This window comes from Sphingomonas oligophenolica, assembly GCF_039522915.1.
Taxonomy (GTDB): domain Bacteria; phylum Pseudomonadota; class Alphaproteobacteria; order Sphingomonadales; family Sphingomonadaceae; genus Sphingomonas; species Sphingomonas oligophenolica.
Genome location: NZ_BAAAEH010000038.1, coordinates 1 through 26,679 on the forward strand (window position 1 = coordinate 1; position 26,679 = coordinate 26,679).

The 26,679-nt window shown below is 66.0% G+C and carries 31 protein-coding genes; 10 read left to right on the forward strand and 21 right to left on the reverse strand.

Translation table 11 applies throughout. The features are described from left to right. Positions 1-1,914 (forward strand): phosphate acyltransferase (locus ABD050_RS18775; protein ID WP_343891026.1); only part of this gene is annotated, 1,914 nt, incomplete at its 5' end. A 41-nt stretch (positions 1,915-1,955) separates the two neighbouring features. Here the strand turns inward: ABD050_RS18775 and ABD050_RS18780 are convergent. Both ABD050_RS18780 and ABD050_RS18785 read right to left on the reverse strand, forming a co-directional pair. Next, positions 1,956-2,744: an SDR family oxidoreductase gene (locus tag ABD050_RS18780; RefSeq protein WP_343891027.1), complete on the reverse strand. Its 789-nt coding sequence runs from the start codon at positions 2,742-2,744 to the stop codon at positions 1,956-1,958. Positions 2,745-2,873: 129 nt separating this feature from the next. Further along, positions 2,874-4,016, reverse strand: a complete 1,143-nt coding sequence (locus ABD050_RS18785) for an acyl-CoA dehydrogenase family protein (RefSeq protein WP_343891095.1) — start codon at positions 4,014-4,016, stop codon at positions 2,874-2,876. A 223-nt stretch (positions 4,017-4,239) separates the two neighbouring features. Here ABD050_RS18785 and ABD050_RS18790 point away from each other — a divergent pair, with 223 nt between their 5' ends. The 3 genes from ABD050_RS18790 to ABD050_RS18800 all read left to right on the forward strand — a co-directional run bounded on the left by ABD050_RS18790 (position 4,240) and on the right by ABD050_RS18800 (position 7,284). Further along, positions 4,240-5,070, forward strand: a complete 831-nt coding sequence (locus ABD050_RS18790) for an SDR family NAD(P)-dependent oxidoreductase (protein WP_343891028.1) — start codon at positions 4,240-4,242, stop codon at positions 5,068-5,070. Next, positions 5,067-6,530: an MFS transporter gene (locus ABD050_RS18795; RefSeq protein WP_343891029.1), complete on the forward strand. Its 1,464-nt coding sequence runs from the start codon at positions 5,067-5,069 to the stop codon at positions 6,528-6,530. Before ABD050_RS18790 ends, ABD050_RS18795 begins: the two co-directional genes overlap by 4 nt. A gap of 196 nt (positions 6,531-6,726) precedes the next feature. Then, complete coding sequence (locus ABD050_RS18800) at positions 6,727-7,284, forward strand: CHAP domain-containing protein (protein ID WP_343891030.1); 558 nt, start codon at positions 6,727-6,729, stop codon at positions 7,282-7,284. Between the two features lie 106 nt (positions 7,285-7,390). On the opposite strand, the gene msrB is transcribed toward ABD050_RS18800, so the two are convergent. The 4 genes from msrB to ABD050_RS18820 all read right to left on the reverse strand — a co-directional run bounded on the left by msrB (position 7,391) and on the right by ABD050_RS18820 (position 11,500). After that, positions 7,391-7,882 (reverse strand): peptide-methionine (R)-S-oxide reductase MsrB, encoded by a 492-nt coding sequence (gene msrB, locus ABD050_RS18805; protein ID WP_343891031.1) that lies wholly within the window; start codon positions 7,880-7,882, stop codon positions 7,391-7,393. A 130-nt stretch (positions 7,883-8,012) separates the two neighbouring features. Further along, positions 8,013-9,254 carry a cytochrome P450 gene (locus tag ABD050_RS18810; RefSeq protein WP_343891032.1) on the reverse strand — a complete coding sequence of 414 codons (1,242 nt, stop codon included), beginning with the start codon at positions 9,252-9,254 and terminating at the stop codon, positions 8,013-8,015. Between the two features lie 90 nt (positions 9,255-9,344). Then, positions 9,345-10,586, reverse strand: a complete 1,242-nt coding sequence (locus tag ABD050_RS18815) for an ABC transporter permease (RefSeq protein ID WP_343891033.1) — start codon at positions 10,584-10,586, stop codon at positions 9,345-9,347. Beyond that, on the reverse strand, positions 10,583-11,500 hold the full coding sequence (locus ABD050_RS18820) for an ABC transporter ATP-binding protein (RefSeq protein WP_343891034.1): 918 nt from the start codon (positions 11,498-11,500) through the stop codon (positions 10,583-10,585). Before ABD050_RS18820 ends, ABD050_RS18815 begins: the two co-directional genes overlap by 4 nt. Positions 11,501-11,582: 82 nt before the next feature. Between ABD050_RS18820 and queG the strand changes: the two genes are divergently transcribed. Next, positions 11,583-12,731 carry a tRNA epoxyqueuosine(34) reductase QueG gene (gene queG, locus ABD050_RS18825; RefSeq protein WP_343891035.1) on the forward strand — a complete coding sequence of 383 codons (1,149 nt, stop codon included), beginning with the start codon at positions 11,583-11,585 and terminating at the stop codon, positions 12,729-12,731. A gap of 90 nt (positions 12,732-12,821) precedes the next feature. Here the strand turns inward: queG and ABD050_RS18830 are convergent, their stop codons facing one another. Both ABD050_RS18830 and ABD050_RS18835 read right to left on the reverse strand, forming a co-directional pair. After that, positions 12,822-13,199 (reverse strand): hypothetical protein, encoded by a 378-nt coding sequence (locus ABD050_RS18830; RefSeq protein WP_343891036.1) that lies wholly within the window; start codon positions 13,197-13,199, stop codon positions 12,822-12,824. Further along, positions 13,196-13,933, reverse strand: coding sequence for an EI24 domain-containing protein (locus tag ABD050_RS18835; protein ID WP_343891037.1), 738 nt, complete (start codon positions 13,931-13,933; stop codon positions 13,196-13,198). The genes ABD050_RS18830 and ABD050_RS18835 overlap by 4 nt, the downstream gene beginning before the upstream one ends. Before the next feature lie 54 nt (positions 13,934-13,987). Here ABD050_RS18835 and ABD050_RS18840 point away from each other — a divergent pair, with 54 nt between their 5' ends. Next, complete coding sequence (locus ABD050_RS18840; protein ID WP_343891038.1) at positions 13,988-14,986, forward strand: adenosine kinase; 999 nt, start codon at positions 13,988-13,990, stop codon at positions 14,984-14,986. 91 nt (positions 14,987-15,077) lie between these two features. Here ABD050_RS18840 and ABD050_RS18845 read toward each other — a convergent pair whose 3' ends face one another. From ABD050_RS18845 to hisB, 9 genes are all read right to left on the reverse strand, one after another. After that, positions 15,078-16,673 carry an amino acid permease gene (locus tag ABD050_RS18845; protein ID WP_343891039.1) on the reverse strand — a complete coding sequence of 532 codons (1,596 nt, stop codon included), beginning with the start codon at positions 16,671-16,673 and terminating at the stop codon, positions 15,078-15,080. 87 nt (positions 16,674-16,760) lie between these two features. Then, positions 16,761-17,138: a histidine triad nucleotide-binding protein gene (locus tag ABD050_RS18850; RefSeq protein WP_343891040.1), complete on the reverse strand. Its 378-nt coding sequence runs from the start codon at positions 17,136-17,138 to the stop codon at positions 16,761-16,763. Between the two features lie 11 nt (positions 17,139-17,149). Continuing rightward, positions 17,150-17,470, reverse strand: a complete 321-nt coding sequence (locus ABD050_RS18855; RefSeq protein ID WP_343891041.1) for a phosphoribosyl-ATP diphosphatase — start codon at positions 17,468-17,470, stop codon at positions 17,150-17,152. A 45-nt stretch (positions 17,471-17,515) separates the two neighbouring features. Next, positions 17,516-17,737 (reverse strand): hypothetical protein, encoded by a 222-nt coding sequence (locus tag ABD050_RS18860; protein ID WP_343891042.1) that lies wholly within the window; start codon positions 17,735-17,737, stop codon positions 17,516-17,518. A gap of 35 nt (positions 17,738-17,772) precedes the next feature. Continuing rightward, a complete protein-coding gene (gene hisF, locus ABD050_RS18865; protein WP_343891043.1) occupies positions 17,773-18,543 on the reverse strand; it encodes an imidazole glycerol phosphate synthase subunit HisF in 771 nt (256 codons plus the stop codon). After that, positions 18,540-19,274: a 1-(5-phosphoribosyl)-5-[(5-phosphoribosylamino)methylideneamino]imidazole-4-carboxamide isomerase gene (gene hisA, locus ABD050_RS18870; RefSeq protein WP_343891044.1), complete on the reverse strand. Its 735-nt coding sequence runs from the start codon at positions 19,272-19,274 to the stop codon at positions 18,540-18,542. The genes hisF and hisA overlap by 4 nt, the downstream gene beginning before the upstream one ends. Position 19,275: 1 nt before the next feature. Beyond that, positions 19,276-19,881 carry an imidazole glycerol phosphate synthase subunit HisH gene (gene hisH / locus ABD050_RS18875; protein ID WP_343891045.1) on the reverse strand — a complete coding sequence of 202 codons (606 nt, stop codon included), beginning with the start codon at positions 19,879-19,881 and terminating at the stop codon, positions 19,276-19,278. Next, positions 19,878-20,192, reverse strand: coding sequence for a YciI family protein (locus ABD050_RS18880; protein ID WP_343891046.1), 315 nt, complete (start codon positions 20,190-20,192; stop codon positions 19,878-19,880). Before ABD050_RS18880 ends, hisH begins: the two co-directional genes overlap by 4 nt. Beyond that, complete coding sequence (gene hisB, locus ABD050_RS18885) at positions 20,192-20,779, reverse strand: imidazoleglycerol-phosphate dehydratase HisB (protein WP_343891047.1); 588 nt, start codon at positions 20,777-20,779, stop codon at positions 20,192-20,194. Before hisB ends, ABD050_RS18880 begins: the two co-directional genes overlap by 1 nt. 72 nt (positions 20,780-20,851) lie before the next feature. On the opposite strand from hisB, the gene ABD050_RS18890 reads away from it, so the two are divergent. The 4 genes from ABD050_RS18890 to gmk all read left to right on the forward strand — a co-directional run bounded on the left by ABD050_RS18890 (position 20,852) and on the right by gmk (position 23,858). Continuing rightward, on the forward strand, positions 20,852-21,334 hold the full coding sequence (locus ABD050_RS18890) for an SspB family protein (RefSeq protein WP_343891048.1): 483 nt from the start codon (positions 20,852-20,854) through the stop codon (positions 21,332-21,334). A gap of 165 nt (positions 21,335-21,499) precedes the next feature. Next, positions 21,500-22,885, forward strand: coding sequence for a class II fumarate hydratase (gene fumC / locus ABD050_RS18895; protein ID WP_343891049.1), 1,386 nt, complete (start codon positions 21,500-21,502; stop codon positions 22,883-22,885). Positions 22,886-22,937: 52 nt separating this feature from the next. Beyond that, positions 22,938-23,159 carry a hypothetical protein gene (locus tag ABD050_RS18900; protein ID WP_343891050.1) on the forward strand — a complete coding sequence of 74 codons (222 nt, stop codon included), beginning with the start codon at positions 22,938-22,940 and terminating at the stop codon, positions 23,157-23,159. A gap of 51 nt (positions 23,160-23,210) precedes the next feature. After that, entirely contained in the window at positions 23,211-23,858 is a 648-nt protein-coding gene (gmk, locus tag ABD050_RS18905) for a guanylate kinase (RefSeq protein WP_343891051.1), read from the forward strand. A 427-nt stretch (positions 23,859-24,285) separates the two neighbouring features. Here the strand turns inward: gmk and ABD050_RS18910 are convergent, their stop codons facing one another. Genes ABD050_RS18910 through ABD050_RS18925 form a run of 4 tightly spaced genes read right to left on the reverse strand, consistent with a single transcriptional unit; the run spans position 24,286 to position 26,460 of the window. Continuing rightward, positions 24,286-24,987: an ATP12 family chaperone protein gene (locus ABD050_RS18910; protein ID WP_343891052.1), complete on the reverse strand. Its 702-nt coding sequence runs from the start codon at positions 24,985-24,987 to the stop codon at positions 24,286-24,288. After that, on the reverse strand, positions 24,984-25,205 hold the full coding sequence (locus ABD050_RS18915) for a hypothetical protein (RefSeq protein ID WP_343891053.1): 222 nt from the start codon (positions 25,203-25,205) through the stop codon (positions 24,984-24,986). Before ABD050_RS18915 ends, ABD050_RS18910 begins: the two co-directional genes overlap by 4 nt. After that, positions 25,202-25,864 carry an HAD-IA family hydrolase gene (locus ABD050_RS18920; RefSeq protein WP_343891054.1) on the reverse strand — a complete coding sequence of 221 codons (663 nt, stop codon included), beginning with the start codon at positions 25,862-25,864 and terminating at the stop codon, positions 25,202-25,204. The genes ABD050_RS18915 and ABD050_RS18920 overlap by 4 nt, the downstream gene beginning before the upstream one ends. Then, positions 25,861-26,460 (reverse strand): FMN-binding negative transcriptional regulator, encoded by a 600-nt coding sequence (locus ABD050_RS18925; RefSeq protein ID WP_343891055.1) that lies wholly within the window; start codon positions 26,458-26,460, stop codon positions 25,861-25,863. Before ABD050_RS18925 ends, ABD050_RS18920 begins: the two co-directional genes overlap by 4 nt. Positions 26,461-26,679 lie beyond the last annotated feature (219 nt).

Here is a 26,679-nt window from a genome sequence, read left to right on the forward strand (position 1 = left end):
CATCAGCAGGGTGAATCACAACCCAACCCTTTTGAAAAGACCCCGCCCGGAAATCTGCCCCGGTTACATCTCGAGGACATCAAGTCTCCCGAATGCTTCATCATCGAGCAGACGCTGCGCGCGCGGATGAACATCCCCGTCTTCCATGACGACCAGCATGGCACCGCGATCATCGCCGCCGCCGGGCTGATCAACGCGCTGTTCCTGACCGGGCGCGACATCAAGGATACGAGGGTCGTCGTGAACGGCGCGGGCGCCGCTGCGATCGCCTGTGCCGAGCTGATCAAGGCAATGGGCCTGCCGCACGACCAGCTGCTGATGTGCGACCGGACGGGCGTGATCTGGCAGGGTCGCGAGCATGACATGAACCAGTGGAAATCGGCGCACGCGGTGAAGACCGACCGCCGCACGCTGGAAGAGGCGCTCGACGGCGCCGATGTGTTCCTGGGGCTCTCCGCCGCGGGCGCGCTGCCGGCCGAACTGCTGATGAAGATGGCGCCCAAGCCGATCATCTTCGCCATGGCCAATCCCGATCCCGAGATCACCCCGCCCGATGCCAAGCGCGCGCGGCCCGACGTGATCATCGCGACCGGGCGGTCGGATTATCCGAACCAGGTCAACAATGTGCTCGGCTTCCCCTTCATCTTCCGCGGCGCGCTCGATGTGCGGGCGACGACGATCAACGACGAGATGAAGGTCGCCGCGGCCGAGGCTCTCGCAGCGCTGGCGCGCCAGCAGGTGCCTGAGGAGGTTGCGGTCGCATACGGCGTGCGCCACACTTTCGGGCCCGATTACATCATCCCGGCGCCGTTCGATCCGCGGCTGATGGAGATCGTTCCCGCCGCGGTCGCCAAGGCGGCGATGGATTCAGGCGTGGCGACCAAGCCGATCCTCGACATGGATGCCTATCGCCAGACGCTCCGCGCGCGGATGAACCCGACAACCTCGGTGCTGAGCCTCGCCTATGAAGGCGCGCGGGCGCATCCCAAGCGGGTGCTGTTCGCCGAGGGCGAGGAGGAAGTCGTGCTGCGCGCGGCGATCGCCTTCAAGGACGGCGGTTACGGCACGCCGGTGCTGGTCGGGCGCGAGGACGTCTATGAGCGGCTGAAGGCGCTCGGGGTGAGCGATCCCGAAAGCTATGAGCTGCACAACAGCCGCAACTCGCCGCTCGTACCGAAGATGGTCGAGTTTCTCTACACCCGGCTGCAGCGGCGCGGCTATCTGCGCCGCGACGTCGAGCGGATGATCAATCAGGATCGCAACATCTTCGGCGCCGTCCTGCTCCAGCTCGGCGAAGCCGATGCGATGATCACCGGCATCACCCGCACCTATGCGCACACGATGCGCGAGGTGCGCAAGGTGATCGACCCCCAGGAGGGGCGCACGCCTTTCGGCATGCATCTGATGGTCGGGCAGAGCCATACCGTGTTCATGGCCGACACGACGGTGAACGAGCGGCCGACCTCGGAAGAGCTGGCCGACATCGCCGAGCAGGCGGTTCTGGTCGCGCGGCGCATGGGGCATGAACCGCGGGTGGCGTTTCTCAGCTATTCGAATTTCGGCAATCCCGAAGGCAAATGGCTCGAAAATCTGCGCGGCGCGGTCAAGGTGCTCGACGAGCGCCAGGTCAGCTTCGAATATGACGGCGAAATGGCGCCGGACGTCGCGCTCAACCCCAAGCAGCTGGCGAATTATCCGTTCGCGCGGCTTTCGGGGCCGGCCAATGTGCTGATCATGCCCGGGCTGCAGAGTGCCAATATTTCCGCAAAATTGCTGCGCGAGCTGGGCGGGGATTCGGTGATCGGGCCGATGCTCGTGGGCATGGAAAAGTCAGTGCAGATCGCGCCGATGACCTCGACGGCGAGCGAACTCGTGACCTTGGCGGTGCTGGCTGCGGGAGGTATCGCGCGGTAACCTAAAAAGCCCCTCCCCTGAAGGGGAGGGGCTTATAGGAGTTACGCGTCGATCGATGTCCCCAGCGCGGCGTGGACCAGGCCGCCGTCGACGGTGATCGTATCCCCCACCACATAATCCCCCGCGCGGCTCGCCAGGTAGATCGCCGCGCCGGCCATGTCCTCGTCGACGCCGATCCGTTTCGCCGGAATGCCCTTCGCGATCGCCTCGCCGTGGTCGCGTGCCGCCTTGTTCATCTCGCTGGCGAAGGCGCCGGGGGCGATCGAGGTGACGTTGATCGAATCCTCGATGAGCCGCGCCGCCATGCGCTTGGTCAGGTAGATCAGCGCGGATTTGGAGGCGTGGTAGCTGTAGGTTTCCCACGGATTGAGCCGCTGGCCATCGATCGACGTGATGTTGATCACCTTGGCCGGGCGCTCACGGCTCGCCGCCGCCTTGAGCGCGGGGTGGAGCGCCTGGGTGAGGAAGAAGGGTGATTTGACGTTGAGGTCCATCACCTTGTCCCAGCCTTTTTCGGGGAAGACGTCGAACGGCTCGCCCCAGGCCGCGCCGGCATTGTTGACGAGGATGTCGAGCGAGGTGCTGTGTTCGGTGAACTGGTCGGCAAGCGCCTTGCAGCCGGCGACGGTGGAAACGTCCTGGGGCAGGGGAATGCACTTCTCGCCAAGCGCCTTTGCCGTCTCGAAACAGGCTTCAGCCTTGCGCGAGGAGATATAGACGGTCGCACCCTGGGCAATGAAGCCGGCAGCGATCATCCGGCCGATGCCGCGCGACCCGCCGGTGATGAGCGCGGTGCGCCCGTCGAGGCGGAAAAGGTTCGTCGTGTCCATTGAAATTTCTCCTTCTCCCCTCCCGCTTGCGGGAGGGGCCGGGGGTGGGCCCCCGTCATCCATTTGCGGAGCGCCTGCCGAAGCCGGGCGCCCACCCCTAGCCCCTCCCGCAAGCGGGAGGGGAATCCTTTACCCCCCGCGCCGGATCGTCTCTCGCGCAATGATGATCTGCTGGATCTGGCTCGTCCCCTCATAGATGCGGAACAGCCGCACATCGCGGTACAGCCGCTCGATCCCGTAATCGGCGATATAACCGGCGCCGCCGAAGATCTGGACGGCGCGGTCGGCAACGCGGCCGACCATCTCGCTCGCGAAATATTTCGCGGCGGCTGATTCCATCACCACATCCTTGCCGGCATCCTTGGCAGCGGCGGTTTCGAGCACAAGCGCGCGGGCGGCGAGCGCTTCGGTCTTGGCATCGGCGATCATGCCCTGGATGAGCTGGTGCTCCGCTATCGCCTTGCCGAACTGCTTGCGCTCGCTCGCATAGGCGATCGTGTCGGCGATCAGCCGCTCCGCCACGCCGACACAGACCGCTGCGATGTGCAGCCGGCCGCGATCGAGCACGCGCATCGCGATCTTGAAGCCTTCCCCCTCCTCGCCGAGCCGGTTGGCGGCGGGAACAGCGACATCGTCGAAGATCACGTCAGCGACCTTGGCGCCTTTCTGCCCCATCTTCTTCTCGGGCTCGCCGATCGAGACGCCGGCGAGGTTGCGGGGTACGAGAAAGGCGGAGACGCCGCGAGCCCCTTCGCCGCCGGTGCGCGCCATCACCGTGAACAGGTCGGCCTTGTCGGCATTGGTGATGAAGCGCTTGGTGCCCGAGAGGCGATAGACATCGCCGTCCTTTACTGCCTTGGTCTTCACGGCGCCCGAGTCGCTGCCGACATCGGGCTCGGTCAGCGCGAAGCTGGTGATGATCTCGCCGCTGGCGATGCCGGGCAGCCATGCGGCTTTCTGCTCAGGCGATCCTGCCATGACCAGGCCCTGGCTGCCGATCCCGACATTGGTGCCGAAGGTCGAGCGGAAGGCAGGCGTGGTGCGCCCGAACTCGATCGCGACGCGCGCCTCCTCGCTCATGGTGAGGCCGAGGCCGCCATATTCCTCGGCGATCGAGAGGCCGAACAGGCCCATGTCGCGCATTTCCCGCACGATCTCGGCGGGGATCGCATCGGCTTCCTCGACCGCGCCCTCGAGCGGACGGAGGCGTTCGCTGACGAAGCGGCGGACGGTGTCGATCAGGGCGTCGAAGGTTTCCGGATCCAGCGGCAATATTCTCTCCAAAATCGTCATGCCGGACTCGTTCCGGCATCCATCTCTCCCCCGGCGCCAGCATTGGTGGAACGATGGACCCCGGAACAAGTCCGGGGTGACATTTGGTAGAGACCGGCGCGTCGCCTCGCAAGCGTTCGCAAACCCGAAATTCCAAAAACGCCGGATTGACCGGCCTGAACCCCATACTATGCTACCCAAAAACCAGATGCAGGAGAGTGTGATGCGTTTTGCGGGCAAGCGCGCCGTGGTAACCGGCGGCGCCTCCGGGATTGGCCGCGCGACGGCGCTGAGGCTGGTCGACGAAGGCGCCGAGGTGTGGATCGGCGACATCGACGAGGCGGGTGGACGTGACGTCGCAGAGACGTCGAACGGCCGCATCCATTTCCTGCGCACTGATGTGACCCGGACCGGCGATATCGAGGCATTGATGGCGGCGGCCGATGCGGCGGGCGGGCTCGATGTCGTGTTCAACAATGCCGGCGCGGGCGGATCGCGGGCGCGGATCGACGAAATCTCGGCCGAGGATTGGGACAGGACCCAGGCGTTGCTGCTGCGCTCGGTGGCGATGGGCATCCGCCATGCCGCGCCGTTGATGACCGCGCGGGGCGGCGGGGCGATCGTCAACACCGCCTCGATCGCCGCGTTGCAGACCGGGGCGGCGCCGACTGCCTATTCAGTCGCCAAGGCCGGCGTGCTGCATCTCACCACGCTCGCCGCAGCCGAGCTCTCGCGGCATAATATCCGCGTCAACGCAGTGTGTCCGGGGTTCATCACCACCAATATCTTTACGTCGGGGCTCGGCATCGACGGCGAGAAGCGCGACCAGGCGAACGGCATGATCGCCGGAATCGCGGCGCACGCCCAGCCGATCCAGCGCGCCGGCCGGCCCGAGGATATTGCCGCCGCGGTCGCCTATCTCGCCAGCGACGATGCCTCCTTCGTCACCGGGACTCACATCACCGTCGATGGCGGCATCACGATCGGCCCCCGGCACAGCTGGGACGCGGCGGCCCCCTCGATGTTCTCGGCACTCGAATCCTTCGCTTCGTGAGCGCTGCCGGCTTCACGACGCCGCCGGCGCGCCGGCTCTCCAACGGGACCATGGCGAGCTACGGCTTCGGCGCGGTCGCTTACGGGGTGAAGGACGCCGGCTTCGGCACCTTCCTTCTGCTGTTCTACAACCAGGTGATCGGGCTCGATCCGCAAACGGTCGGGCTGGTGATCATGCTGGCGCTGGTCGCCGATGCGTTCATCGACCCGGCGGTCGGCTTCTTCTCCGATCGGACGCGGGGCCGCTGGGGGCGGCGGCATCCCTGGATGTACGCGTCCGCACTGCCGATCGCGGCCGGGTGGATCGCTCTATGGAACCCGCCCTTGCTGTCCGATCCGATGTTGCTGGTCTGGCTGTTCGGCTGCTCGGTCATCGTGCGCAGCGCCGTCTCCTGTTATGAAGTGCCCTCGGTCGCGCTGACGCCCGAGCTCACCGCCGATTATGACGAGCGGACCCGGATCATGGCGTATCGCTATCTGTTCGGATGGGCCGGCGGGCTCACCATGCTGCTCTCGGCTTACATGGTTTTTCTCGCGCCGACCGCGGCTTTTCCCAACGGCTTGCTGAACCGGGCCGGTTATGGCGGGTTCGCTCTGCTTGGAGCGACATTAATGGTGATCGCCATCCTCGCCTCGGCCCTCGGGACGCATGGCGAGATCGGGCGGCTGCCGCAGCCCGCGATCGAACGGCAGACGTTGCGCCAGAATTTCAGCCAGCTCCGGGCGACCGTCAGGAACCGCGCTTTCGTGATCCTGATGATCGCCAGCGTCTGCGCCTATACCAATCAGGGCATCAGTTATGCGATGTCCAACTATCTCTACAGCTATGTGTGGGGGGTAAGCGGTTTCACCTTCGTCTGGGTGACGATCGCCCTGTTCGTCGGGGTCATCCTCGCCTTCGTCGTCGCGCCGCGGGTGGGCAAGAGAGCAAGCAAGCACCTTGCCGCGGGATGGTTCGTGATCGGCGGCATGGCGCTCAACACGGCGCCCTACTGGCTGCGCCTGCTCGGCCTGTTTCCGCAGGTCGGCGATCCGGCCCTGTTGCCGGTGCTGCTCGGCTTCTTCATTCTCGGCACCGGCAGCAATGTTTCGGCCTTCATCCTGGGCGCATCGATGATGGCCGACGTCGTCGAGGATTCGGAGATCAAGACCGGGCTCCGGTCCGAAGGCGTGTTCTTCGCCGGGTCCTTCTTCGTCCAGAAATGCACCTCGGGGATCGGCATCCTGTTCGCCGGTACGATCCTCGCGGTCGCCGGTTTTCCCAAAAAGGCGGTGCCGGGGCTGGTGCCCTCGGCGACGATCGACCGGCTGACGATCATCTACAGCCTGGTCTATCTGGTGATCGCGGTGACCGGCGCGCTGATGTTCAGGCGCTTTCCGTTCGGGCGGGTCGAGCATGAGGCGCGGCTGGCGCGATTGGCGGGTGCGGCGATCGTCGACGCAGCACCGCGCGAGCCCTGACGATCAGGATGATTCGGAAGGAAATCGCGCGAACGAAAAAGCGCGCGGGCTGATTCAGGCCGCCCCCAGGGGCAGTCATCGCCTCGTCAACACGCTTCGTCGGAAAAGGTTCCATTCGTCGATGCGATGGGGTTTTCACCGCCGGCCCGACCTGCTTTGACAGGATCAACGAGTTAGCGGGACCTGAGGGGGTCACATGAATTTTCGGGCGTTTGCAGCGCGTTTCGCGCTGGTGGTTTCGTGCAGCCTGATGGCAGCGACCCCGGCGATGGCGCAATTCTGGCAGTGCGCCCCTTATGCTCGCGAGATTTCCGGCATCGATATCCACGGCAATGCCAACACCTGGTGGAGCCAGGCGGCCGGCCATTATGCCCGCGGCCATGCGCCGAAGGCCGGTGCGGTCCTTGCCTTTGCGTCGAACGGCCGGATGCGGCTCGGCCATGTTGCGATGGTCAGCGAAGTGATCAGCGATCGCGAGGTTCTGCTCACCCACGCCAACTGGTCGCGCCCCGGCCGGGTGGAGACCAATGTTCGCGCGGTCGACGTGTCCGAAGCGGGCGACTGGAGCCTGGTCAAGGTGTGGTACGGTCCGCAGGGCGGCCTCGGCACCACTGCCTATCCCACCAAGGGCTTCATCTATTCGGATCGCGCTGCGGATAACGGCTCGGATGCAACCGATAGCGACGATGTCCAGGCGCCGCTGCCGACGATGACGATGGCGTCAGTCGATGCCGACGGCGATATCCGCTTCTGATCGTCGTCACCCCGGACTTGTTCCGGGGTCCACTGAGCCGCCCATCAGATAGCTGCGTTCTCGCTGAACCGCGGATGCCGGAACAAGTCCGGCATGACGGATCGCGTCAGGCCGCTCCGGGTCTAAACGTCATCGCCACGCCATTCATGCAATAGCGTTTCCCGGTCGGCTTCGGGCCGTCATCGAACACATGACCGAGATGGCCGCCGCAGCGGCGGCAATGCACTTCAGTCCGCGACATGCCGAGCGAGCCGTCATTGCGCGTGCGAACAGCATTGGGGAGCGGCGCCCAGAAGCTCGGCCAGCCGGTGCCGCTGTCGAACTTGGTCTTCGAGGAATAGAGCGGCAACGCGCAGCCGTCGCAGGAGAAGATTCCGGCGCGATGTTCGTTGTTGAGCGGGCTGGTGAAGGGCGTTTCGGTATTTTCGTGACGAAGCACCTGATAGGCGGCGGGCGAGAGCTTCGCCTTCCACTGCGCGTCAGTCAGCGTGACCTCGAAATGCTCGGGCGCGGCGGTGGCGCCCCGGCAGCCGAACAGGGCGAGCGCGGCTGCGCCGGCGCCGGTCATCGTCAGGAAGGTGCGTCGGTCTGGAGTCATGATTTCCTCGGGCGTGTTCTTTTCCTCATATAGCTACGCGCGAGGGGAACGGCGAGATGCAGCGCGCGCCCGATATCGAACCGGGTGCTGTCGCGCTTTTCGCGCCCGATGGAGACGGCCCGGCCGGTCGTCAGTATTTGCTGATCTCGACCGGCAGCTTGCGATAGCCATGGACGAAGCACGCAGCGACCCGCTCGGGCGCGCCCACGACATTCACCCGCATCCGGCGCTTGCCCATTTCCTCGAGCAGGGTCGCGATCTGCAGCTCGGCCAGCCGGGCGCCGACGCAGCGGTGGATGCCGTGGCCAAAGGCGAGATGCCGCCGCGCATTGGGGCGATCGACGATGATCGAATCGGCATCCTCGAACACGCTCTCGTCGCGGTTCGCCGAGATATACCAGAGCGCGAGCTTGTCGCCGGCCTTGATCTGCTGGCCTTCGAGCTCGGTATCAGCGGTCGCGGTGCGACGCATATGCGCGAGCGGCGTCTGCCAGCGGATGATCTCCTGGACCGCGTTCGGGATCAGCGACGGATCGCCCTCCAGCTTCGCGCGCTGGTCGGGAAACAGGTCCAGCCCGTAGGCGGCCGCGCTCATCGAGTTGCGCGTCGTGTCGTTGCCGCCCACGATCAGCAGGATGAGATTGCCGAGAAACTCCATCTGATCCATCTCGGCCATCGCATCCGAATGCATCATCATCGAGATGAGATCGGGCGTCGGCGGCTTGCCGAGCTTCTGGTTCCACAGATTCTGGAAATAGGCGCCACACTCATACATGTGCTTGAGCCGCTCGAGGCGCAGTTCTTCAGTCTTCACCAGTTCGATATCGCCGGCCCAATCGGACCAGAAGGTCAGCTTGCGGCGATCCTCCCAAGGGAAATCGAACAGGATGGCGAGCATCTGGGTGGTCAGCTCGATCGAGACTTTGTCGACCCAATCGAATTCCTTGTTCCACTCGAGCGAATCGAGAATCTCGGCGGTGCGGGTCCGGATATTGCCCGACAGGCGGACCATCTCGCTCGGCGTGAAGGCAGGGGCGACAGTGCGGCGCTGGCCGGTATGCTTTGGCCGGTCCATCGCGATGAACATCGGCATGCGCACGTCGGAGGTGGAATTTTCGATGAAATCGGCGAGCGTGATGCCGCCGACCTGCGACGAATAGAGATCAGGCAGCGACTCGACCTGGATGATCGGCTTGTAGGTTGACACTGACCAATAGGGCCCGAAGTCGCTATGCTCGACGCGGTGGACGGGGGATGTGGCGCGAAGCTCGCGGAATGGTGCCTGCCAGACATCGTCGCGGTAAAGCTCGGGCCGGCTGACATCGAGCGGATCGACCGCCGGTACCTCCGCCTCGCGCAATTGAGTCGCCATCGTCTCGCTCTCCTTTTGTATAGGAAAGCGCTAACTGACACTCATGTCAATAGCGTTGTGCAACGCGATCGGTGAGGCGTTCGGTTTCTGCTATCGCCCGATCAGGCCCTTCCAGTTGATCTTGCCGCTGCCCGATTGCAGCACGCCGCGGCGGAAGGCGCGGGCGCCAACGGTGATGACGATCGCTACCCACAGCAATTGCCAGGCAAGCGCGACGAGATGCGGCCAGAGTTCGGGCGAATTGGCGGCCCTGGCAGCCATCGCATAGGGCGAGCTGAAGGGGAAAATCTCGGCCGCTGTCGCGATCCAGCTGTCAGGCTGTGATGCGGCGACTGAGGTAACGCCGAAGATCGCGATCTGCAGCACGGTGATCGGGAGCGACAGCATCTGCAGCTCGCGCGGTGTCGTCGCCTGGGCGCCGACCCCGAGGAAGACGCCACCGAGCAGCATATAGGACATCGAGAAATAGGCCAGGAACAGCAGCGCGAAGAGCGGCTCGCCGACCGCCGGGCCGATCTCGCCGAGCGCGCCGGCCACATTTGCCGGCAGGATCGAGCCGACCTGGCTGACCAGGGTGCCCCAGAAGGCGATGAATAGCAGGGCAGTGCCGAACATGCCGATCAGCTTGCCGAAGAACACCGCCTCGAGCGGCACGGCGGCGGCGAGCACCTCGATGACCTTGTTGTTGCGCTCCTCGGCCATGGTGCCGACCGCCTGTCCGGCAAGCAGCAGGGTCAGGAAGAAGATGCCGAAGACAGTGAAATAGGCAGATTGCTTGTGTCCCGACGGTGTCGCCCGGCCGCGCGCGACCGAGGTCAGCGTCGCCTTGCTGAGCGGGGCCGCGCCGCTGCTGCCCGCGCGCAGCGTGCCTTCGGCAAGCTCGGCGAGATAGGCGGCATCGGCCGGGCCATGGCCGCCATAGAGAATGGTCGGATGGGTGAGGTCGCCATATAGCGCAGCCGAGGAATCGGCGCCCTGCGCGCTGAATGCTATGTTCGCCTGGCCTGCCGGATTGTCGCCCGGCGCCTGCATGAGCAGCGGTGGCGGGCGATCTCCCGGGGCGTAGAGCTTGCGCAGCCGCTCGTCAGTGGCGCGCATCGCCGCCTGTTGCGCAGGCGCGACGATGGCGACGATGCGCTGCTTCTCGGTCGATCCGGTCGCCATCGAGGAGGCGCCGAGGCCGCCGATCGCGCCGAACGAGAGCATGATCACCGGGGTGAACAGGAAGATCAGGAAAGTGGGGGTGAAGACGGTCGCGACGAAATCGCGCCGGGCGATGGTCAATGTCTGACGGACCATGCGGCGGAAATTGCTGATTGGCTGGGTGCTCATTTGCCTGCCTCCAGCGCTTCCTTGCCGACGATGCGGACAAAGGCGTCGTGCAATCCGGGTCGTTCGATCGACAGGCCGGAAATACCGAAGCCGGCGTCGATCAGCTTGCGGATAATATCCTCGGCGCCGGTATCCGCGATGGTGAAGCGCCAGGCATCGCCGACATGCTCGGCATCAGCGGGGAGAAGCTCCCGCACGCCGGCACCATCATGATGGGGCACATAATGGGCGCGCATCGGCAACATGCCGCGCGCCTCCGCCACGGTGCCTTCGAAGCGGCGCTTGCCGCCCGCGATGATCGCCAGACGATCGCAAAGCCGTTCCGCATGCGCCATGACATGAGTGGAGAAGAGAATGGTCGCACCGCGATCTCGCTGCGCGACGATCAGCGCTTCGAGCCGCTCCTGGTTGACTGGATCGAGCCCCGAAAAGGGCTCGTCGAGGACAAGCAATTCAGGTTCGTGGACGACCGAGCCGAGCAGCTGGATGAGCTGTGCCATGCCCTTGGAGAGCTTGCGGATCTTGCTGTCGACGGCATGGCCGAGCCCATTCGCCTCCATCAGCGCGACCGCACGCTTGCGCCCGGTCTTGAGATCGAGTCCGCGCAGCGCGCCCATGAAGGCGATCGCGTCCTTGGCGCGCATCGCCGGATAGAGGCCGCGTTCCTCGGGCAGATAGCCGACCTGGTCGCTGACCTCGCGCGGGCGTTCATGGCCGAGCAGGGTGCGCGTGCCGCCATCGGGCTCGATGATGCCGAGCAGCATGCGGAGAGTCGTCGTCTTGCCGGCGCCATTGGGGCCGAGCACGCCGTAGATCATGCCCTTGGGCACTGCGAGATCGACGCCGTCAACGACTCGGCGGCCGCCGAATTTCTTGATCAGCCCCGTGGCGCTGATCGCCAGATTACCCGTCACTCGGATCCCCAGTTTTCCGTTCTTGCCCGAACGGGATATGGACCGGCGCGAGCCGATCTTCCGGCGTTGGTAGCGGGCAAGGATGACCGAAGACAAGTCATTGAGCGAAAGGCTGAAGGCGAAGGCGGCTGAATTCGGCTTCGCTGCGTGCGGGATTGCGCGCGCCGACGCCGCGCCGCGCACCGCCGGCCGCCTGCGCCAGTGGCTCGGCGACGGCATGCATGGCGACATGATCTGGATGGAGGCGCGCGCGCATCATCGCGAAAGCCCGGCGGGATTATGGCCCGAGGTGAAGAGCGTGATCGCGCTCGGCATGAGCTATGCGCCGGCCGGCGATCCCTTCGCGCTCGCTGAGCAGGGCGAGAAGGGGCGTATATCGGTTTACGCGCAAGGGGCCGATTATCATGATGTCGTGAAGCGAGCGCTGAAAGCGCTGGCGCGGTGGCTCGTTGCCGAGGCGCGCGACGCGGACGTGAAGGTGTTCGTCGACACGGCACCAGTGATGGAGAAGCCGCTCGCTGAAGCCGCCGGACTCGGCTGGCAGGGCAAGCATACCAATCTCGTCAGCCGCGACCATGGCAGCTGGCTGTTTCTCGGCGCGATCTACACGACGCTCGATCTGGTGCCGGACAGGCCGGGATACGACAGGTGCGGCTCGTGCGACGCCTGCCAGCGCGCCTGCCCGACCAATGCCTTTCCCACGCCCTACCGGCTCGATGCACGGCGCTGCATTTCCTATCTGACGATCGAGCATGCCGGGCCGATTCCGCACGAGTTCCGCGCGGCGATGGGAAACCGGATTTACGGTTGCGATGACTGCCTGGCGGTTTGCCCGTGGAACAAGTTCGCCGCAGCGGCCCATGCCAACCGTGCCTTTCTGCCGCGGGCGGAACTGGTGGCGCCCGACCTCGCCGACCTGTTGGCACTTGATGACGCCGGTTTTCGATCGGTGTTCGCCGGCTCTCCGATCAAGCGGATCGGGCGGGATCGGATGGTGCGCAATTGCCTGATCGCGGCGGGGAATAGTGGTTCGGGCGCGCTGGTCGAGACGGTTGTGGGGTTGCTGGATGATGCCGCGCCGGTGGTGCGTGGGGCGGCGGTGTGGACGTTGCGGCGGCTGGACCGGGAGCGGTGGGTGAGCGAGCGTGAAGCGCGTTCGGCTGGTGAAGGCGACGAGGTAGTGCGCAACGAGTGGACTGCAGACCCCCCTCCCGCTCCGCGGGAGGGGTAGGGGTGGGCTCCCGGCCAATCGCTGGCGGTATCGCTCGCGGTGAGCGCGAGCCCACCCTACCCCTCCCGCAAGCGGGAGGGGTAGGGTGGGCTACCGCACCCCGTTCCGCGCAACACTCAGCGCCCCCACACAGCTCGCCCGGTCGATCGGGCTGCCGTCGGTCTGCCGCGCATCGAGATAGGTGACGACAGGCTCGCCCCGGCCCTTGGGATACAGATAGGCGTCGAGCACGCAGGTCGCGTTGCCGAACTGGAGCTTGCGCGCGCTGCCCTCGCGGACATCGGCGACGGGTTGGCCGAACATGCCGATCAGCGCCCCGCCGGTCTGCCCGAGGACCCGGTCAAGCCCGGCGACGCCGCCAGGGATCGGGACGGGAATCTCGCGCGCGGGCCGGGGCGCGACTCCCCCGCCACCGCCGCAAGCCGCCAGCAATAATGCCGGGAGGATCGCCAGTCCCGCGCGTTTCATACCCGTCGCCTTCCGTGGAAAAGATGAGTCGCCATCGCAGCGCTTAGCACCGGGGCGAACAGGTTGAGGATCGGCACCAGGAACATCGCTGTGCCGGCCAGCCCCAGGGTGAAACGCTGGAAGGCGGTCGACCCGCGCCAGCTTTTCATCGCCGTGCGCGGAATATGCCGTGCAGCGACCATCTCGCCGAGATCACGGCCGAGCAGCCAGCCATTGACGATGAAGAACAGGAGCGGCAGCCCGACCCCTGTGAAGAACAGCAGCAGATAGAGTGGCGAGACGGCGAGGTTGATCAGGATGGTCCGCCCCGCCGAGCCAAGCCCCATCGCGATCGAGCGGCCGAGCGGCACGTCGCGTGCCTCGGCGAGCGCCTCCGGATAATATTTGCGCTCGACCGCAATCACCACGTCATCGGCGAATACCTCCATCACCCCGATGGCAATCACCCGGAACAGCAGCCAGGCAAGGCACAAGGCAGTCAGCACCGCCGCTGTCTCGACCAAGGTGCCAGCGCTGTCGCCAAGGCCGAATCGCGCCGCCATCCACCCGGCACCGAACCACAGCCCTGCGCACAGGCCAGCAAGCAGCAGCAAGGTGATCGCCAGCGACTTGAGGAAGACCTTGACGATCCCTGGGTCGCCGAGCTGGCCGATCGAGAGGAGGAAGGCGCGGACCATCGAGCGGGTGTAGCCGCGCCGCCCCGATAGTCCAACCCGCGCCACCTCCGGTTGCACTCGCCGCGTCGCACCATTACGGCCGGCCGCGTCCATTTTTCCCGGAGAACCAGCTTGACCACCCCAGCCTATGATGTCGTCGCGATCGGCAACGCGATCGTCGACGTGCTTTCCCAGGCCGACGATGCGTTCATCACCGAGACCGGCATGACCAAGGGGTCGATGCAGCTGATGTTCTCGCCGGCTGAGGCCGATGCGCTTTATGCCAAGATGGGCCCCGGAATCGAGGCGAGCGGCGGCTCGGCTGCGAACACCGTTGCGGCGATCGCTGCGTTGGGCGGCCGTGCCGGCTTCATCGGCCAGGTCGCCGACGACCAGCTCGGCGAGGTGTTCGCGCATGATATCCGCGCTGCCGGCGTCACTTTCACGACCGCGACACGTGACGGCGAGCCGACCACGGCGCGCTGCCTGATCTTCGTCACGCCCGACGGGCAGCGGACGATGAACACCTTTCTCGGCGCCTCGCAGTTCCTGCCGGCATCGGCGCTCGACAACGAGATGATCGCGAGCGGAGCGATTCTTTATCTCGAGGGCTATCTCTGGGATCCCGAGGAACCGCGCCAGGCGATGCGCGCCGCGATCGAGGTTGCGCGCAAGGCAGGGCGCAAGGTCGCTTTCACGCTCAGCGACGTGTTCTGCATCTCGCGCCATGGCGGGGATTTCCGTGATCTAATGGCTAAGGGCCTGATCGACATCATGTTCGCGAACGAGAACGAGATCCTGGCGCTGATGGAGGTCGAGGATTTCGAAACCGCCGTCGCCGCCGCGGCGGCGCAGGTGCCGGTGCTGGTGGTGACGCGCAGCGAGAAGGGCGCGATCGCCATCGCCAATGGCGAGCGGGTGGCGTGCGGCGCCGAGCCGATCGAGAAGGTGGTCGACACCACCGGCGCGGGCGATCTGTTCGCGGCCGGCTTCCTGACCGGCCAGGCGCAGGGCAGGAGCCTTGAGCAATCGCTCCGCCTCGGGGCGATCTGCGCGGCGGAGATCATCTCGCATTACGGCGCGCGGCCGATGTGCGACATGCAGGCACTCGTGGCCGAGAAGCTGGGCTGACCTGACGACCCCATCGAGACGTCGGGGCGCCCATTGAAAGGGGGCCGGGAATTGCTTCCCGGCCCCCTTTTTTCGTGCGTCGCGCCCTGATTCAGAAGGTCGCGGGCCGCGGCGGCATCAGTTCCTCGGCCTCGATCTCGGGAACTTCGTCATGCCCCAGGCCGACATGGCTGCGCGAGCGGCTGTAGAGGAAATAGACGAGCAGCCCGATCACGCCCCAGACCGGCAGCACCAGGATCGCGATCAGCGGCAGCGACAGATAGAGGCCGATACAGCCGACAATCGCGAGCGGCGCGATGATCCAGACCGCCGGGGTCTTGAACGGACGCTTGCGGGAAGGATCCTTCACGCGAAGCACCATGACCGAGATCGCGACCATCATGAAGGCGAACAAGGTGCCCGAGTTCGAATAATCGGCAAGCTTGCCGACCGGCAGGATCGCGGCGGCAATCGTGACGACAAGGCCGGTGACGGCGGTCACGACATGCGGTGTCTTGAACTTCGGGTGGACGCTGGCGAGCTTCTCGGGAAGCAGGCCGTCACGCGCCATCACGAAGAACACGCGGGTCTGGCCGAACATCATCATCAGCACGACCGAGGGCAATGCCAGCACCGCGGCAAGCCCGACCAGGCGACCGATCGCCGGCCAGCCGATCGTGTCGAGCACATGGACCAAGGCTTCCTTCGAGCAGACCAGAGGCTCGGTGATGCCGCTCGAGACGATCGAGGCGCAGCGGCCGGCGAGTTCGGCCGATCCCGGCGAAAGCACGCCGCCGGTGAGCCCGGCGACAGGCTGGGCGCCCATCGCGCCGATCGCGCCGGCGGCGACGACGAGATAGAAGATGGTGCAGATGCCGAGGCTGGCGATGAGGCCGATCGGCACATTGCGTTGCGGGTTCTTGGTTTCTTCCGCCGCAGTCGAGACCGCGTCGAAGCCGACATAGGCAAAGAAGATCGAGGCGGCGGCACCGAGCACGCCAGTCGCACCGGTCGGCGTGAAGGGCGTGAAGTTGGTCGCATTCAGGACCGGGATGGTCAGCGCGACAAAAGCCGTCAGCGCCGTAATCTTGATCAGGACGAGGACCGCGTTGACCCGGGCGCTTTCCGTCGTGCCGAGAATGAGCAGCAGCGTGACCAGCACCGAGATGATCACGGCGGGCAGGTTGAAATAGCCGCCGACCTGGCTCGCGGTGATGAGATCGGGTGACGAGGCGCCGAAGGCCATCTGGACATTGGCGATCAGCGCGTCGCCGTTACTCAGAAAGGCGGGGATATGGAGGCCGAGGCCATTCAACAGCCCGACCGCATGGTTGGACCAGCCGACCGCGACCGCGCTCGCCCCCACCGCATATTCGAGGATCAGCGCCCAACCGACCATCCAGGCGAGGATCTCACCGGTGACGGCATAGGTATAGGTATAGGCGGAGCCCGACACTGGTACCATCGATGCCAGCTCGGAGTAGCAGAGTGCCGCGACCGCGCAGACGAAGCCGGCGATGACGAAGCTGATCATCATGCCCGGCCCGGCCTTTTGCGCTGCCTCGGAGGTCAGCACGAAGATGCCGGTGCCGATAACGGCGCCGACGCCCAGCAGCGTTAGCTGGAAAGCACCGAGCGATCGGTGCAGGCCCTTTTTTTCGGCAGTCGCCAAGATGGCGTCGAGTGACTTTACGCGCCCGAATATCATGAAGAAATCCCCGATTTTCGCAGTCCGGGCCGTGGCCCGGCTGAGTGATGGCGGGAGCCTAACCGGAAAACGAGGCGGTGCAATCCCTTATCGCGCGAGCATCGGCCCCAGCTTGCGCCCGGCAAAGATGTGGACATGGAGGTGCGGAACTTCCTGGTGCGAATCGAGGCCGGTATTGGCGAGCAGGCGATAGCCGGGTGCAACCAGCCCCGCCGCCCGCGCGACCTCGCCCACGGCACGAACGAAGCCGGCGATTTCGGCGTCCGACCCCTTCGCGCTGAAATCGTCCCAGGAGACATAGGGGCCTTTTGGGATCACCAGGATATGAGTTGGTGCCTGCGGGTTGATGTCGTGGAAGGCGAGGGCATAGTCGTCCTCGAACACTTTCTTCGACGGGATCTCGCCGCGCAGGATCTTTGCGAAGATGTTCTGGTCGTCATAGGGCAAGGTGGCGTCGATCGGCATGATTGTCTCCGTCAGCTCGGCCGCGCGGCCTTCTCGTCGATCCCGGATATGCCCTCGCGCCTTCTCAGCTCGGCGCGGACATCGTCGAGCGGGACGCCGGCGTCGCTGAGCAGCACCAGCAGGTGGAAGATCAGGTCAGCCGCCTCGGCGGTCAGCGCGGCCGGATCGTCACCCATCGCGGCGATGACCGTTTCGGTCGCTTCCTCGCCGACCTTCTGGGCGATCTTGGCGCGGCCCTTCGAGAAGAGCCTGGCGACATAGGAAGTGGCCGGGTCAGCGCCCTTGCGTGCGCCGATCACGGCTTCGAGTGTGTCGAGAAAGTCTTCGGCCATGGAACCCGGCTGGCCCAGACGGGCGCGCCCGTCAATCCTTTGGCGTCAATCCTTTGGCGGCTTCGAGAACCGGGCCCGCATTGCCCGGCGGACGAGGAACACGCCCGCGGCCGCCATGACGAAGAGGGCGATGTCCGACAGTTCGGGGCCGGTACGGACCTTGGGCACGCCGGTATGCGCCGGAGTAACCGCGAACGCCGGCGCGGCCAGCAGGAGGACGGGCAGGAGGACGGGCAGGAGGACGGGCAGGAGGAAGCGCATCGCCATGGCCTAGCGCAGACGTTCCTAAATTTCCGTTGTGATCAGGCGGAAAGGGGCGTGCGCACCGGCACGCCGGCCGCCGCGAGCGCGGCATGAGCGTCTGCGATGCTCGCCTCGCCGAAATGGAAGATCGAAGCGGCGAGCACCGCGCTGGCATGGCCCTGAAGGACACCGGCGACCAGATCGTCCAGGCCGCCGACGCCGCCCGAGGCGACCACGGGCACCGCGACCAGGTCGGCGATCGTTCGGATCAGGTCGAGATCATAGCCGTCGCGCGTGCCGTCGCGGTCCATCGAGGTGACGAGCAGCTCGCCGGCACCGAGTGCGACGAGGCGGAGGGCATGCTCGACGGCGTCGATCCCGGTCTCGCGGCGGCCGCCATGCGTGAAGACTTCCCAACCCGCGCCGACGCGCCGTGCGTCGATCGAGGCGACGCAGCACTGGCTGCCGAAGCGATCGGCGATGTCGGCGATAACTTCGGGTCGCGAAACGGCAGCCGAATTGACCGCGACCTTGTCGGCACCGGCGAGCAGCAGCGCCCGCGCGTCCCCGGCGCTGCGGACGCCGCCGCCGACGGTCAGCGGCATGAAGCAGACTTCGGCGGTGCGGCGCACCACGTCGAGGATGGTGCCGCGGGCCTCATGGCTGGCAGTGATGTCGAGGAAGCAGAGTTCGTCGGCGCCGGCCGCATCATAGGCGCGCGCCTGTTCGACCGGATCGCCGGCATCGCGCAGGTCGACGAAGTTCACACCCTTCACGACCCGGCCGTTCGCCACGTCGAGGCAAGGGATGACGCGGGCGCGGACTGTCACGCCGCCGCCGCCACGCTCAGCGCCGCGGCCAGGTCCAGGCGGCCGTCGTACAGGGCGCGGCCGGTGATGACGCCTTCGATCCCGTCGCGCGCGTGGAGCGCCAGGACGTGGATCTCGGCAATGCCCTTGACCCCACCGCTGGCGATCACCGGGATATCGACGGCGCGGGCGAGATCGACGGTCGCCTCGACATTGCAGCCCTTGAGCATGCCGTCGCGGCCGACATCAGTAAAGAGGAGGGCAGCGACGCCGGCATCCTCGAAGCGGCGGGCGAGATCGATCACCTCGACGGTAGAGACATCGGCCCAGCCGCGGGTCGCGACCATGCCGTCCTTCGCATCGACCGCGACGACGATGCCGCCGGGGAAGTCGCGCGCTGCTTCGCGGACCAACTCGGGATTCTCGAGCGCTGCGGTCCCGATCACCACGCGCGACACGCCGAGATCGAACCAGCGCTCGATCGATTCCCGGGTGCGGATGCCGCCGCCGAGCTGGACATGGCCCGGGAAGCTCCCGACGATCGCCGCGACTGCTTCGCCATTGACCGAGGCGCCGGCAAAGGCGCCGTCGAGATCGACGACATGGAGATATTCCGCGCCCTGATCGGCGAAGATCATCGCCTGGGCGGCGGGATCGTCGCCATAGACGGTGGCGCGGTCCATATCGCCCTCGGCGAGGCGCACGACCTGGCCGGCCTTGAGGTCGATCGCCGGGAAGACGATGAGGGTCATATCACGGCCGCCATGTCAGGAACCTCGTCAGCAATTCGAGCCCGTAGCGCTGGCTCTTTTCGGGATGGAACTGCACCCCCAGCATATTGTCGCGGCCGATCGCGGCCGTGACCGGGCCGCCATGGTCGGTCGCGGCGATCACGTCCTCGCCGTCATAGGCGTAGCTGTGCAGGAAATAGGCCTCGCCCGGCTCGATCAGCGGATGCGCGCGGGCCGGCACGACATCGTTCCAGCCCATATGCGGCACCTTGGCGGTGGGATCGTCAGGCGTCAGGTGGCGGACGGTGCCGCGCAGCCAGCCAAGCCCGGGATGCGTGCCCATCTCCTCGCCGGCATCGGCCATCAGCTGCATGCCGACGCAGATGCCGAGGAACGGCACGCCATCGCCGCGCACGCGCCGGTCGAGCGCCTCGACCATGCCCGGCACCGCGCGGAGCGCCGAGGCGCAGGCGCCGAACGCGCCGACGCCCGGCAGTACGATCCGGTCGGCGCGCGCCACCATTTCGGCATCGGCGGTGATCGCGACACCCTCGGCGCCCGCCGCCTTCAGCGCATTGGCGACCGAGTGGAGATTGCCTGCGCCATAGTCGATCAGTGCGATGCTCATGCGAGGAGGGCGGTGAACCCGGTCGCCGCCATGCTCGCATTGAACTCGATCACCTCGGCAGCCGCTGCGCCGCTCGACACGAAGGGATCAGTGGCGGCGAGCGCTTCGACCTCGCGCTTGTGGCCGCGGGTCAGGATGATCCCGCCGATCCGCGGCACCTGCCGGCCGGAGGCGAGGAAGATGCCCTCGGTATAGCCCCGGGTCAGCCATGCGACATGATCGGCCATGCGCCGGTCGACTTCCTCGATCGGCACGATGTAGCGCAGGACGATCACGCAGAGCGGCACCTCGGGGCGTTCGACGCCGGCCATCAGAGCATCCCCTTGGTCGACGGGATCGCGTCGGCCTTGCGCGGATCGATCTCGACCGCGATGCGCAGCGCCCTGGCAAGGCCCTTGAAGGCGCTTTCGATGATATGGTGGTTGTTCTTGCCGTAGAGCGTCTCGACATGAAGGGTGATGCCGGCCGAGCCCGAGAAGCTGTGGAACCAGTGTTCGAACAGCTCCGTATCCATCTCGCCGAGGCGCTTCTGCGAGAACTCGCATTTCCACACCAGATAGGGCCGGCCCGATATGTCGAGCGCGACGCGGGTCAGCGTCTCGTCCATCGGCGACAGCGCATCGCCATAGCGGCGGATGCCCGTCTTGTCGGCGAGCGCCTGTGCCACCGCCTCGCCGATCGCGATGCCGACATCCTCGACCGTGTGGTGTTGGTCGATATGCAGGTCTCCGACCGCCTTCACGGTGAGGTCGATCAGCGAATGGCGCGAGAGCTGCTCGAGCATATGATCGAGGAAACCGATGCCGGTTTCGACCGTATAAAGGCCGGTGCCGTCGAGATTGACGGTCACGTCGATCGACGTCTCCTTGGTGGAGCGCGAGATGGTTGCGGTGCGCATGGGGCCCCACATAGCGACCGCGACCGCTCATGCAATCTTGACGGTGCTTCAAAGCCCGCTAGTCCATGCGCCATGAGTGATGGTTTGCCCGATAGCCTGATTCCCTATGACGAGATCGTCCAGGAGGCGCTGCGCGCCGTTGTCGGCCGGGTGCTCGGCTCGGTCGCCGAGAATGGTGGATTGCCCGGTGACCATCATTTCTACATCACCTTCAAGACCCAGGCGCCCGGCGTCGACATTCCCAAGCGGTTGATCGAGCGCTTTCCCGACGAGATGACGATCGTGATGCAGAACCGCTATTGGGACCTGGTCGTCGACGATACCGGCTTCTCGATCGGCCTCAGCTTCAACCAGGTGCCCTCGAAGCTGGTGATTCCCTATTCGGCGGTGACCGGTTTCCACGATCCTTCAGTCAATTTCGAGTTGCGCTTCCAGGCGCAGGAGGGGCCGGAGGGGCCTGATCCGCATGACGCGGCCGAGAATGACGGGCCGACGGTGACTCCGGTCGAGGATGGATCGAACGTCGTCTCGGTGGATTTCAAGCGGAAGAAGTGACTTTCTCCCTCTCTCCTTGTGGGAGAGGGAAGGGGCCCATCGCGCAGCGATGGGAAGGGTGAGGGGGACAGTCGCTTGTGTCTCGAGCCTCATCCCCCTCACCCTTCCGTCGCTTCGCTCCTCCCTCCCTCTCCCACAGGGGGAGAGGGAAAATCGGGAATGCCCATGTCCGACACCCGCATCGAGACCGATTCGCTCGGCCCCATCAACGTCCCCGCCGACTCGTACTGGGGCGCGCAGACTCAGCGGTCGATCGAGAATTTCCCGTTCGGCGCGCAGGAGCGGATGCCGCTCGGCATCGTCCATGCGCTGGCGATCGTGAAGCAGGCGGCGGCGCGGGTGAATCGGGCGCATGGCCTCGATGCCGTCCTCGCCGACGTGATCGAATCGGCGGCGGCCGAAGTGATCGCGGGCCAGCTCGACGACCAGTTCCCGCTGGTCATCTGGCAGACCGGGTCGGGCACCCAGACCAACATGAACGTCAACGAGGTGATCGCCGGTCGCGCCAACGAGGTGCTGGCTGGCACGCGGGGCGGAAAGGCGCCGGTCCACCCGAACGATCACGTCAATATGAGCCAGTCGTCCAACGACAGCTTCCCGACCGCGCTTCACATCGCCGCCGCTCGTGCCGCGCATGCCCAGCTCTTCCCGGCGCTCGACCGGCTGCACGCGGCGCTGAACGCCAAGGCGGACGCCTGGGCCGATATCGTCAAGATCGGCCGCACGCATTTGCAGGACGCGACCCCGCTGACCCTGGGCCAGGAATTCTCCGGCTATGCGCACCAGATCTATCGTTGCCGGCAGCGGATCGACCCCGCGGTCAATCACGGCATGATGGCGCTGGCGCAGGGCGGGACGGCGGTCGGCACCGGGCTCAACGCCCCGCGTGACTTCGGCGAGGCGGTGGCGCGGGAGATCGCCGACATCACCGGCCTGCCGTTCAGGAGCGCCGACAACAAGTTCGAGGCGCTCGCGTCGAATGACCCGATCGTCCATCTCTCGGGGACACTCAGCACGCTTGCGGTGGCGCTGACCAAGATCGCCAATGATATCCGCCTGCTCGGCTCGGGTCCGCGATCCGGGCTCGGCGAGATCGACCTGCCGGCGAACGAGCCGGGCAGCTCGATCATGCCGGGCAAGGTCAACCCCACCCAGTGCGAGATGCTGACGATGGTGGCCGCGCAGGTGATCGGCAATCACCAGGCGATCACCATCGGCGGGCTGCAGGGGCATCTCGAGCTCAACGTGTTCAAGCCGATGATCGGCGCCAATCTGCTTCGCTCGATCGACCTGCTGAGCGTCGGCATGGCGAGCTTTGCCGAACGCTGCGTCGAGGGGCTCGAACCCAACCGCAGCCGCATCGCCGAGCTGGTCGACCGCTCGCTGATGCTCGTCACCGCGCTCGCGCCCGAGATCGGTTACGACAATGCAGCCAAGATCGCGAAACATGCCCATGCCGAAGGGCTGACGCTGAAAGAGGCGGGCCTCGCGCTCGGGCTGGTCGATGCCGAAACCTTCGACCGGCTGGTGCGGCCCGAGACGATGGTGTGACCGGAACCCAAGCTGGTTTCGCGCGCTCTGCTCCCCGAAACGGAGGGACTTCATGAAGACGAGCACGATGCTGGGCGGCCTGATCGGCAGCGCGATCGACGGTCGCGACGGTGATGACAGCACGGTGGACGGCGCGCTGATCGGCGCCGGGGTGGTGACGGCTGTGCGCATCATCCTGCCGATCGCGGTGACCTTCGCGGCCGGCTGGTTGGTGCTGCGCGGACTGAACAAGATGACCGATGCAGTGCTCGGCGCGCGGGCGCCCGAAAACTGATCCACCTCAAGACGGGTTGACGCGGACGGGGCGCCCGCGCCACTAGCGCGCATGGACGCCCCAGATTCCGATCCGCATGGCTTCAAACGCCGTGGCGTATTGTTCGTCCTTTCCTCGCCTTCGGGTGCCGGCAAATCGACGATCGCGCGCGCGCTGCTCGCCGACGAGCCCGAACTGGGCATGTCGGTTTCCTACACCACCCGCCCGCCGCGGCCCGGCGAGGTGGACGGGGTGGATTATCATTTCGTCGACCTCGAGACGTTCCGCGAGATGGTGGCGAACCACGAATTCCTCGAATGGGCGCATGTCTTCGGCCATCGCTACGGCACGCCCAAGGCGCAGGTGTGGAGCGTGCTCGAACAGGGCAGGGACATATTGTTCGACATCGACTGGCAGGGCGCGCAGCAGCTCCACCAGCTTGCCGGCGGCGACGTCGTCCGCGTCTTCATCCTCCCGCCCTCGATGGCGATCCTGCGCCAGCGGCTGATCGACCGGAGGACCGACACGATGGAGGTCATCGAGGCGCGCATGGACCGGGCCGCGAACGAGGTCAGCCATTGGGACGGCTATGATTATGTCCTGGTCAACGACAATGTGCAGCGCTGCTTCGAATGCGTGAAGACGATCCTCGCGGCCGAGCGGCTCAAGCGATCGCGGCAAACCGGGATCATCGGGTTCATCCGGAAGCTGATCCGCTGAAGCGGTGCGCCGGCGGGAATTCCCGCTGTTCCCAGCTGTTCCTGGCAAAATATTTTTTCCCCGCTGTTATGTTGGATTTTGCGGGGGAATTCGTCTTTTGTTCTCAATGCTTTGTGGGCGATCCCGCTGTTATCGAATAACAGCGGGGAACAGCGAGAAGAACAGCGAAAACGCCCGCTGTTACCGCGACGGAGCAGCGGGGAACAGCGGGATGGCCCGCCCGCGGCGGCCATCGTCCTGCAGATACCGGTCATGTCAAAGAGCCGGGCGGAAGCGCTTGGCGCTTCGTCCGCCGTCATCCTTTCGTGATCTCCGCTGCGATTGAATCGACGGAGGCATTTTCAATGCCTATCGGAGCTCAAAATCCTTGCTTCTTTCCGGCCTTCGCCGGGGAAGCGAAAAGGACCAGGGCAAAGCGCCCCGTGGTTCAGGCTGAGCCCGAGGGGTTCTGCAGCAGGCCCAGGAACCGCACCCCCGCATCGAAATCGCGTCGGCGTGATTCGAGTGCTGCTTCGGAGAGGGGATCGCGGCCCCATTGCTCGGCCTGGAAATCCTCGTCGAGTTCAGCCGCGCGCCACACGGCCTCGGCGGTCGCGGCATGCTCGACCAGCGCGAGGGCGGCGACGAGCGAGCCGCTGATCGTGACGATCGGCGACAGGCCGGCGAGCTCGAACGCGCTCCGGGCCGCGACAGCATCGCGCAATCGCGCCAGCGTGGCGGGTGGCTGGGGGCGGTGCATGATGCCGGCCGTCACCTCGAAATGGACATCGTAGCGGATGCGCGCCCAGTCGAGCAGCGGATCCCACAAGGCCGCCTGCCGCTCGACCAGGGCCGGCGGGCTCTCCGCGCGGTAACAGAGCAGGTCGCTTTCAGCGAAGACAGCGAGGCCGGCGGCAAAGGCGGAAGGATCGGGTTCGATCCGGTCGATCGCTGCATTGGCGAGGCCCGTCAGCGTCATGAGCCGCGGATCGACCGTGTCGCCCACGGCGCGCCATTCGTCGGCCACCGCTTCGGCGAGCGCCGGCTGCGGCAAGGTGAGCGGCCGCCGCCCCGGGGTGCGGACCGGCTTGCCGTCGAGCCGGATGACATGGTCCGAATCGATCGCGACTGTCGTCCAGAAGCGCTTCACGGCTTTGGGGGTGTCCGCCAGCGATGGGCCAGCGAGCGCGGGACGATCGCCATCATCGCCAGCGCCGACAGCACGATTGCCGCGCCGAGGATCTTCGGGCCGATCGTCGGGGCGCGGGCGAGCAGGATCACGCCGAGGACGGCACCCCCTGACCCGGCGACCCGAGTCAGGGTGATCGCGAGCCAGCGGTTGCGGGCGGTCGTGTCGGCGTCAGTCATAACGTCTCCATCTGGGCCGGCAGGCCAGCCACGGTCTCGGCGATGGCGTGGGCACCGGCCGAGGTCAGTTCTTCGGCGGGGTGATAGCCCCAGGCAACGCCGAGCGCGCTGGTTCCAGCGGCCCGCGCCATCAGCATGTCATAGCTTGTGTCGCCGATCATCACCGTCGTTTCGGGCGATGCGCCAGCCTCGGCCATCGCCAGCTCGACCATCGAGGGGTGCGGCTTGGACGGGTGGCGGTCGGCGGTCTGCAGCGTGACGAAACGGTCAGCGATGCCGTGATGCGCGAGGATTCGGGCAAGGCCCCGGTCCGACTTGCCGGTCGCGACGCCCAGCACCCAGCCGGAGTCGGCGAGGGCATCGAGCGCCGCGATCATCCCGTCGAACAAAGGCTCCTCGTCCATCGCGCCCGAGGCGCGCAGGCGGAAAAAGGCTGATTTGTAATCCTCGGCGAGCGTCCGGTGGCGGGCGTCGTCGAGCTCTGGGCTCAGCGCGGCGATCGCCTCGACCACGCTCAAGCCGATGATCCGGCGGATCGCGGGACGGGTGGGGGCTTCGAGCCCGCCAAGCACGAATGCCTCTTCCATCGAGCGGCAGATATTGGCCTGGCTGTCGACGAGGGTGCCGTCGCAATCGAACAGGGCGAGGCGGTTGGTCATGCTTTTCTCATCAGATCGGCGAGCGCCGTGTTGCCGGTGCGGGCAAGGCCAAGGATCGTGCCGGCGCGGTCAGCCTCGCTCTTGTTCTGGCTGAGCTTGTTGGTGCCGCGCACCGCCTCGATCTCGACCTCGAAGCCGATGATCGCGCGCAGCATGGCGCCGAAGCGGGCATCGTCCATCTTGGCGCGGGTCCAGGGATTGTCGGGCGCGACGCGGGGTTCGTGGATTTCAGCGAGCCTGTCGAGCAGATCGACAAGGGCGTCTTCGTGGATGGTGCGGCAGGTGCCTTCGATCTCGACCGCGACATAGTTCCAGGTCGGGACCTGCTGGGCCGGATCGGCATACCAGTTGGGGGTGATGTAGCCGTCAGGGCCGGCGACGCTGAGCGCCACGCGGGTGCCGTCGAGAAGCGGGGCGAGGCGATTGGCGCGGGCGAGGTGGAAGCGCGCCGTATTCTCTCCGGCCGGGACGATGGGGGCGTGGGCCGTCATCGGGCCTTGCGGGGTGACGGCGAGGATATGTGCGAAGCCGCGCGCGAAAGCCCAGTCGAGCATCGCGACGTCGTCTTCGAAGCGGAAGGCCTTGTTGGGGTGCATATCGGTGGCCGTAGCGTGGGCGGCGGGGGAATCAATCGTGGTTGCTGTCTCTTTCCCTCTCCCAGCGGGAGAGGGAGGGGCCCGCTGCGAAGCAGTGGGAGGGAGAGGGTGCTTATCATCGACCGATCATCCTCACCCTTCCACCGCCTTCGGCGGTTCCCTCCCTCTCCCGCTGGGGGAGGGAATTTCAGGTTGCGCGGTCGCGATTCCGCGCCCCGC

Excerpts from the sequence above, each read along its gene's own strand:
- hisH (WP_343891045.1), bottom strand. The coding sequence starts at position 19,881 with ATGAGCATCGCACTGATCGACTATGGCGCAGGCAATCTCCACTCGGTC.
- hisB (WP_343891047.1), bottom strand. The coding sequence starts at position 20,779 with ATGCGCACCGCAACCATCTCGCGCTCCACCAAGGAGACGTCGATCGAC.
- gmk (WP_343891051.1), top strand. The coding sequence starts at position 23,211 with ATGGACGCCCCAGATTCCGATCCGCATGGCTTCAAACGCCGTGGCGTA.
- ABD050_RS18845 (WP_343891039.1), bottom strand. The coding sequence starts at position 16,673 with ATGATATTCGGGCGCGTAAAGTCACTCGACGCCATCTTGGCGACTGCC.
- ABD050_RS18855 (WP_343891041.1), bottom strand. The coding sequence starts at position 17,470 with ATGGCCGAAGACTTTCTCGACACACTCGAAGCCGTGATCGGCGCACGC.
- ABD050_RS18900 (WP_343891050.1), top strand. The coding sequence starts at position 22,938 with ATGAAGACGAGCACGATGCTGGGCGGCCTGATCGGCAGCGCGATCGAC.
- hisA (WP_343891044.1), bottom strand. The coding sequence starts at position 19,274 with ATGACCCTCATCGTCTTCCCGGCGATCGACCTCAAGGCCGGCCAGGTC.
- queG (WP_343891035.1), top strand. The coding sequence starts at position 11,583 with ATGACCGAAGACAAGTCATTGAGCGAAAGGCTGAAGGCGAAGGCGGCT.
- ABD050_RS18830 (WP_343891036.1), bottom strand. The coding sequence starts at position 13,199 with ATGAAACGCGCGGGACTGGCGATCCTCCCGGCATTATTGCTGGCGGCT.
- ABD050_RS18780 (WP_343891027.1), bottom strand. The coding sequence starts at position 2,744 with ATGGACACGACGAACCTTTTCCGCCTCGACGGGCGCACCGCGCTCATC.
- ABD050_RS18920 (WP_343891054.1), bottom strand. The coding sequence starts at position 25,864 with ATGACCAACCGCCTCGCCCTGTTCGATTGCGACGGCACCCTCGTCGAC.
- ABD050_RS18850 (WP_343891040.1), bottom strand. The coding sequence starts at position 17,138 with ATGCCGATCGACGCCACCTTGCCCTATGACGACCAGAACATCTTCGCA.
- ABD050_RS18915 (WP_343891053.1), bottom strand. The coding sequence starts at position 25,205 with ATGACTGACGCCGACACGACCGCCCGCAACCGCTGGCTCGCGATCACC.
- ABD050_RS18890 (WP_343891048.1), top strand. The coding sequence starts at position 20,852 with ATGAGTGATGGTTTGCCCGATAGCCTGATTCCCTATGACGAGATCGTC.
- ABD050_RS18810 (WP_343891032.1), bottom strand. The coding sequence starts at position 9,254 with ATGGCGACTCAATTGCGCGAGGCGGAGGTACCGGCGGTCGATCCGCTC.
- ABD050_RS18790 (WP_343891028.1), top strand. The coding sequence starts at position 4,240 with ATGCGTTTTGCGGGCAAGCGCGCCGTGGTAACCGGCGGCGCCTCCGGG.
- msrB (WP_343891031.1), bottom strand. The coding sequence starts at position 7,882 with ATGACTCCAGACCGACGCACCTTCCTGACGATGACCGGCGCCGGCGCA.
- ABD050_RS18925 (WP_343891055.1), bottom strand. The coding sequence starts at position 26,460 with ATGCACCCCAACAAGGCCTTCCGCTTCGAAGACGACGTCGCGATGCTC.
- ABD050_RS18860 (WP_343891042.1), bottom strand. The coding sequence starts at position 17,737 with ATGGCGATGCGCTTCCTCCTGCCCGTCCTCCTGCCCGTCCTCCTGCCC.
- ABD050_RS18880 (WP_343891046.1), bottom strand. The coding sequence starts at position 20,192 with ATGGCCGGCGTCGAACGCCCCGAGGTGCCGCTCTGCGTGATCGTCCTG.
- fumC (WP_343891049.1), top strand. The coding sequence starts at position 21,500 with ATGTCCGACACCCGCATCGAGACCGATTCGCTCGGCCCCATCAACGTC.
- ABD050_RS18800 (WP_343891030.1), top strand. The coding sequence starts at position 6,727 with ATGAATTTTCGGGCGTTTGCAGCGCGTTTCGCGCTGGTGGTTTCGTGC.
- ABD050_RS18815 (WP_343891033.1), bottom strand. The coding sequence starts at position 10,586 with ATGAGCACCCAGCCAATCAGCAATTTCCGCCGCATGGTCCGTCAGACA.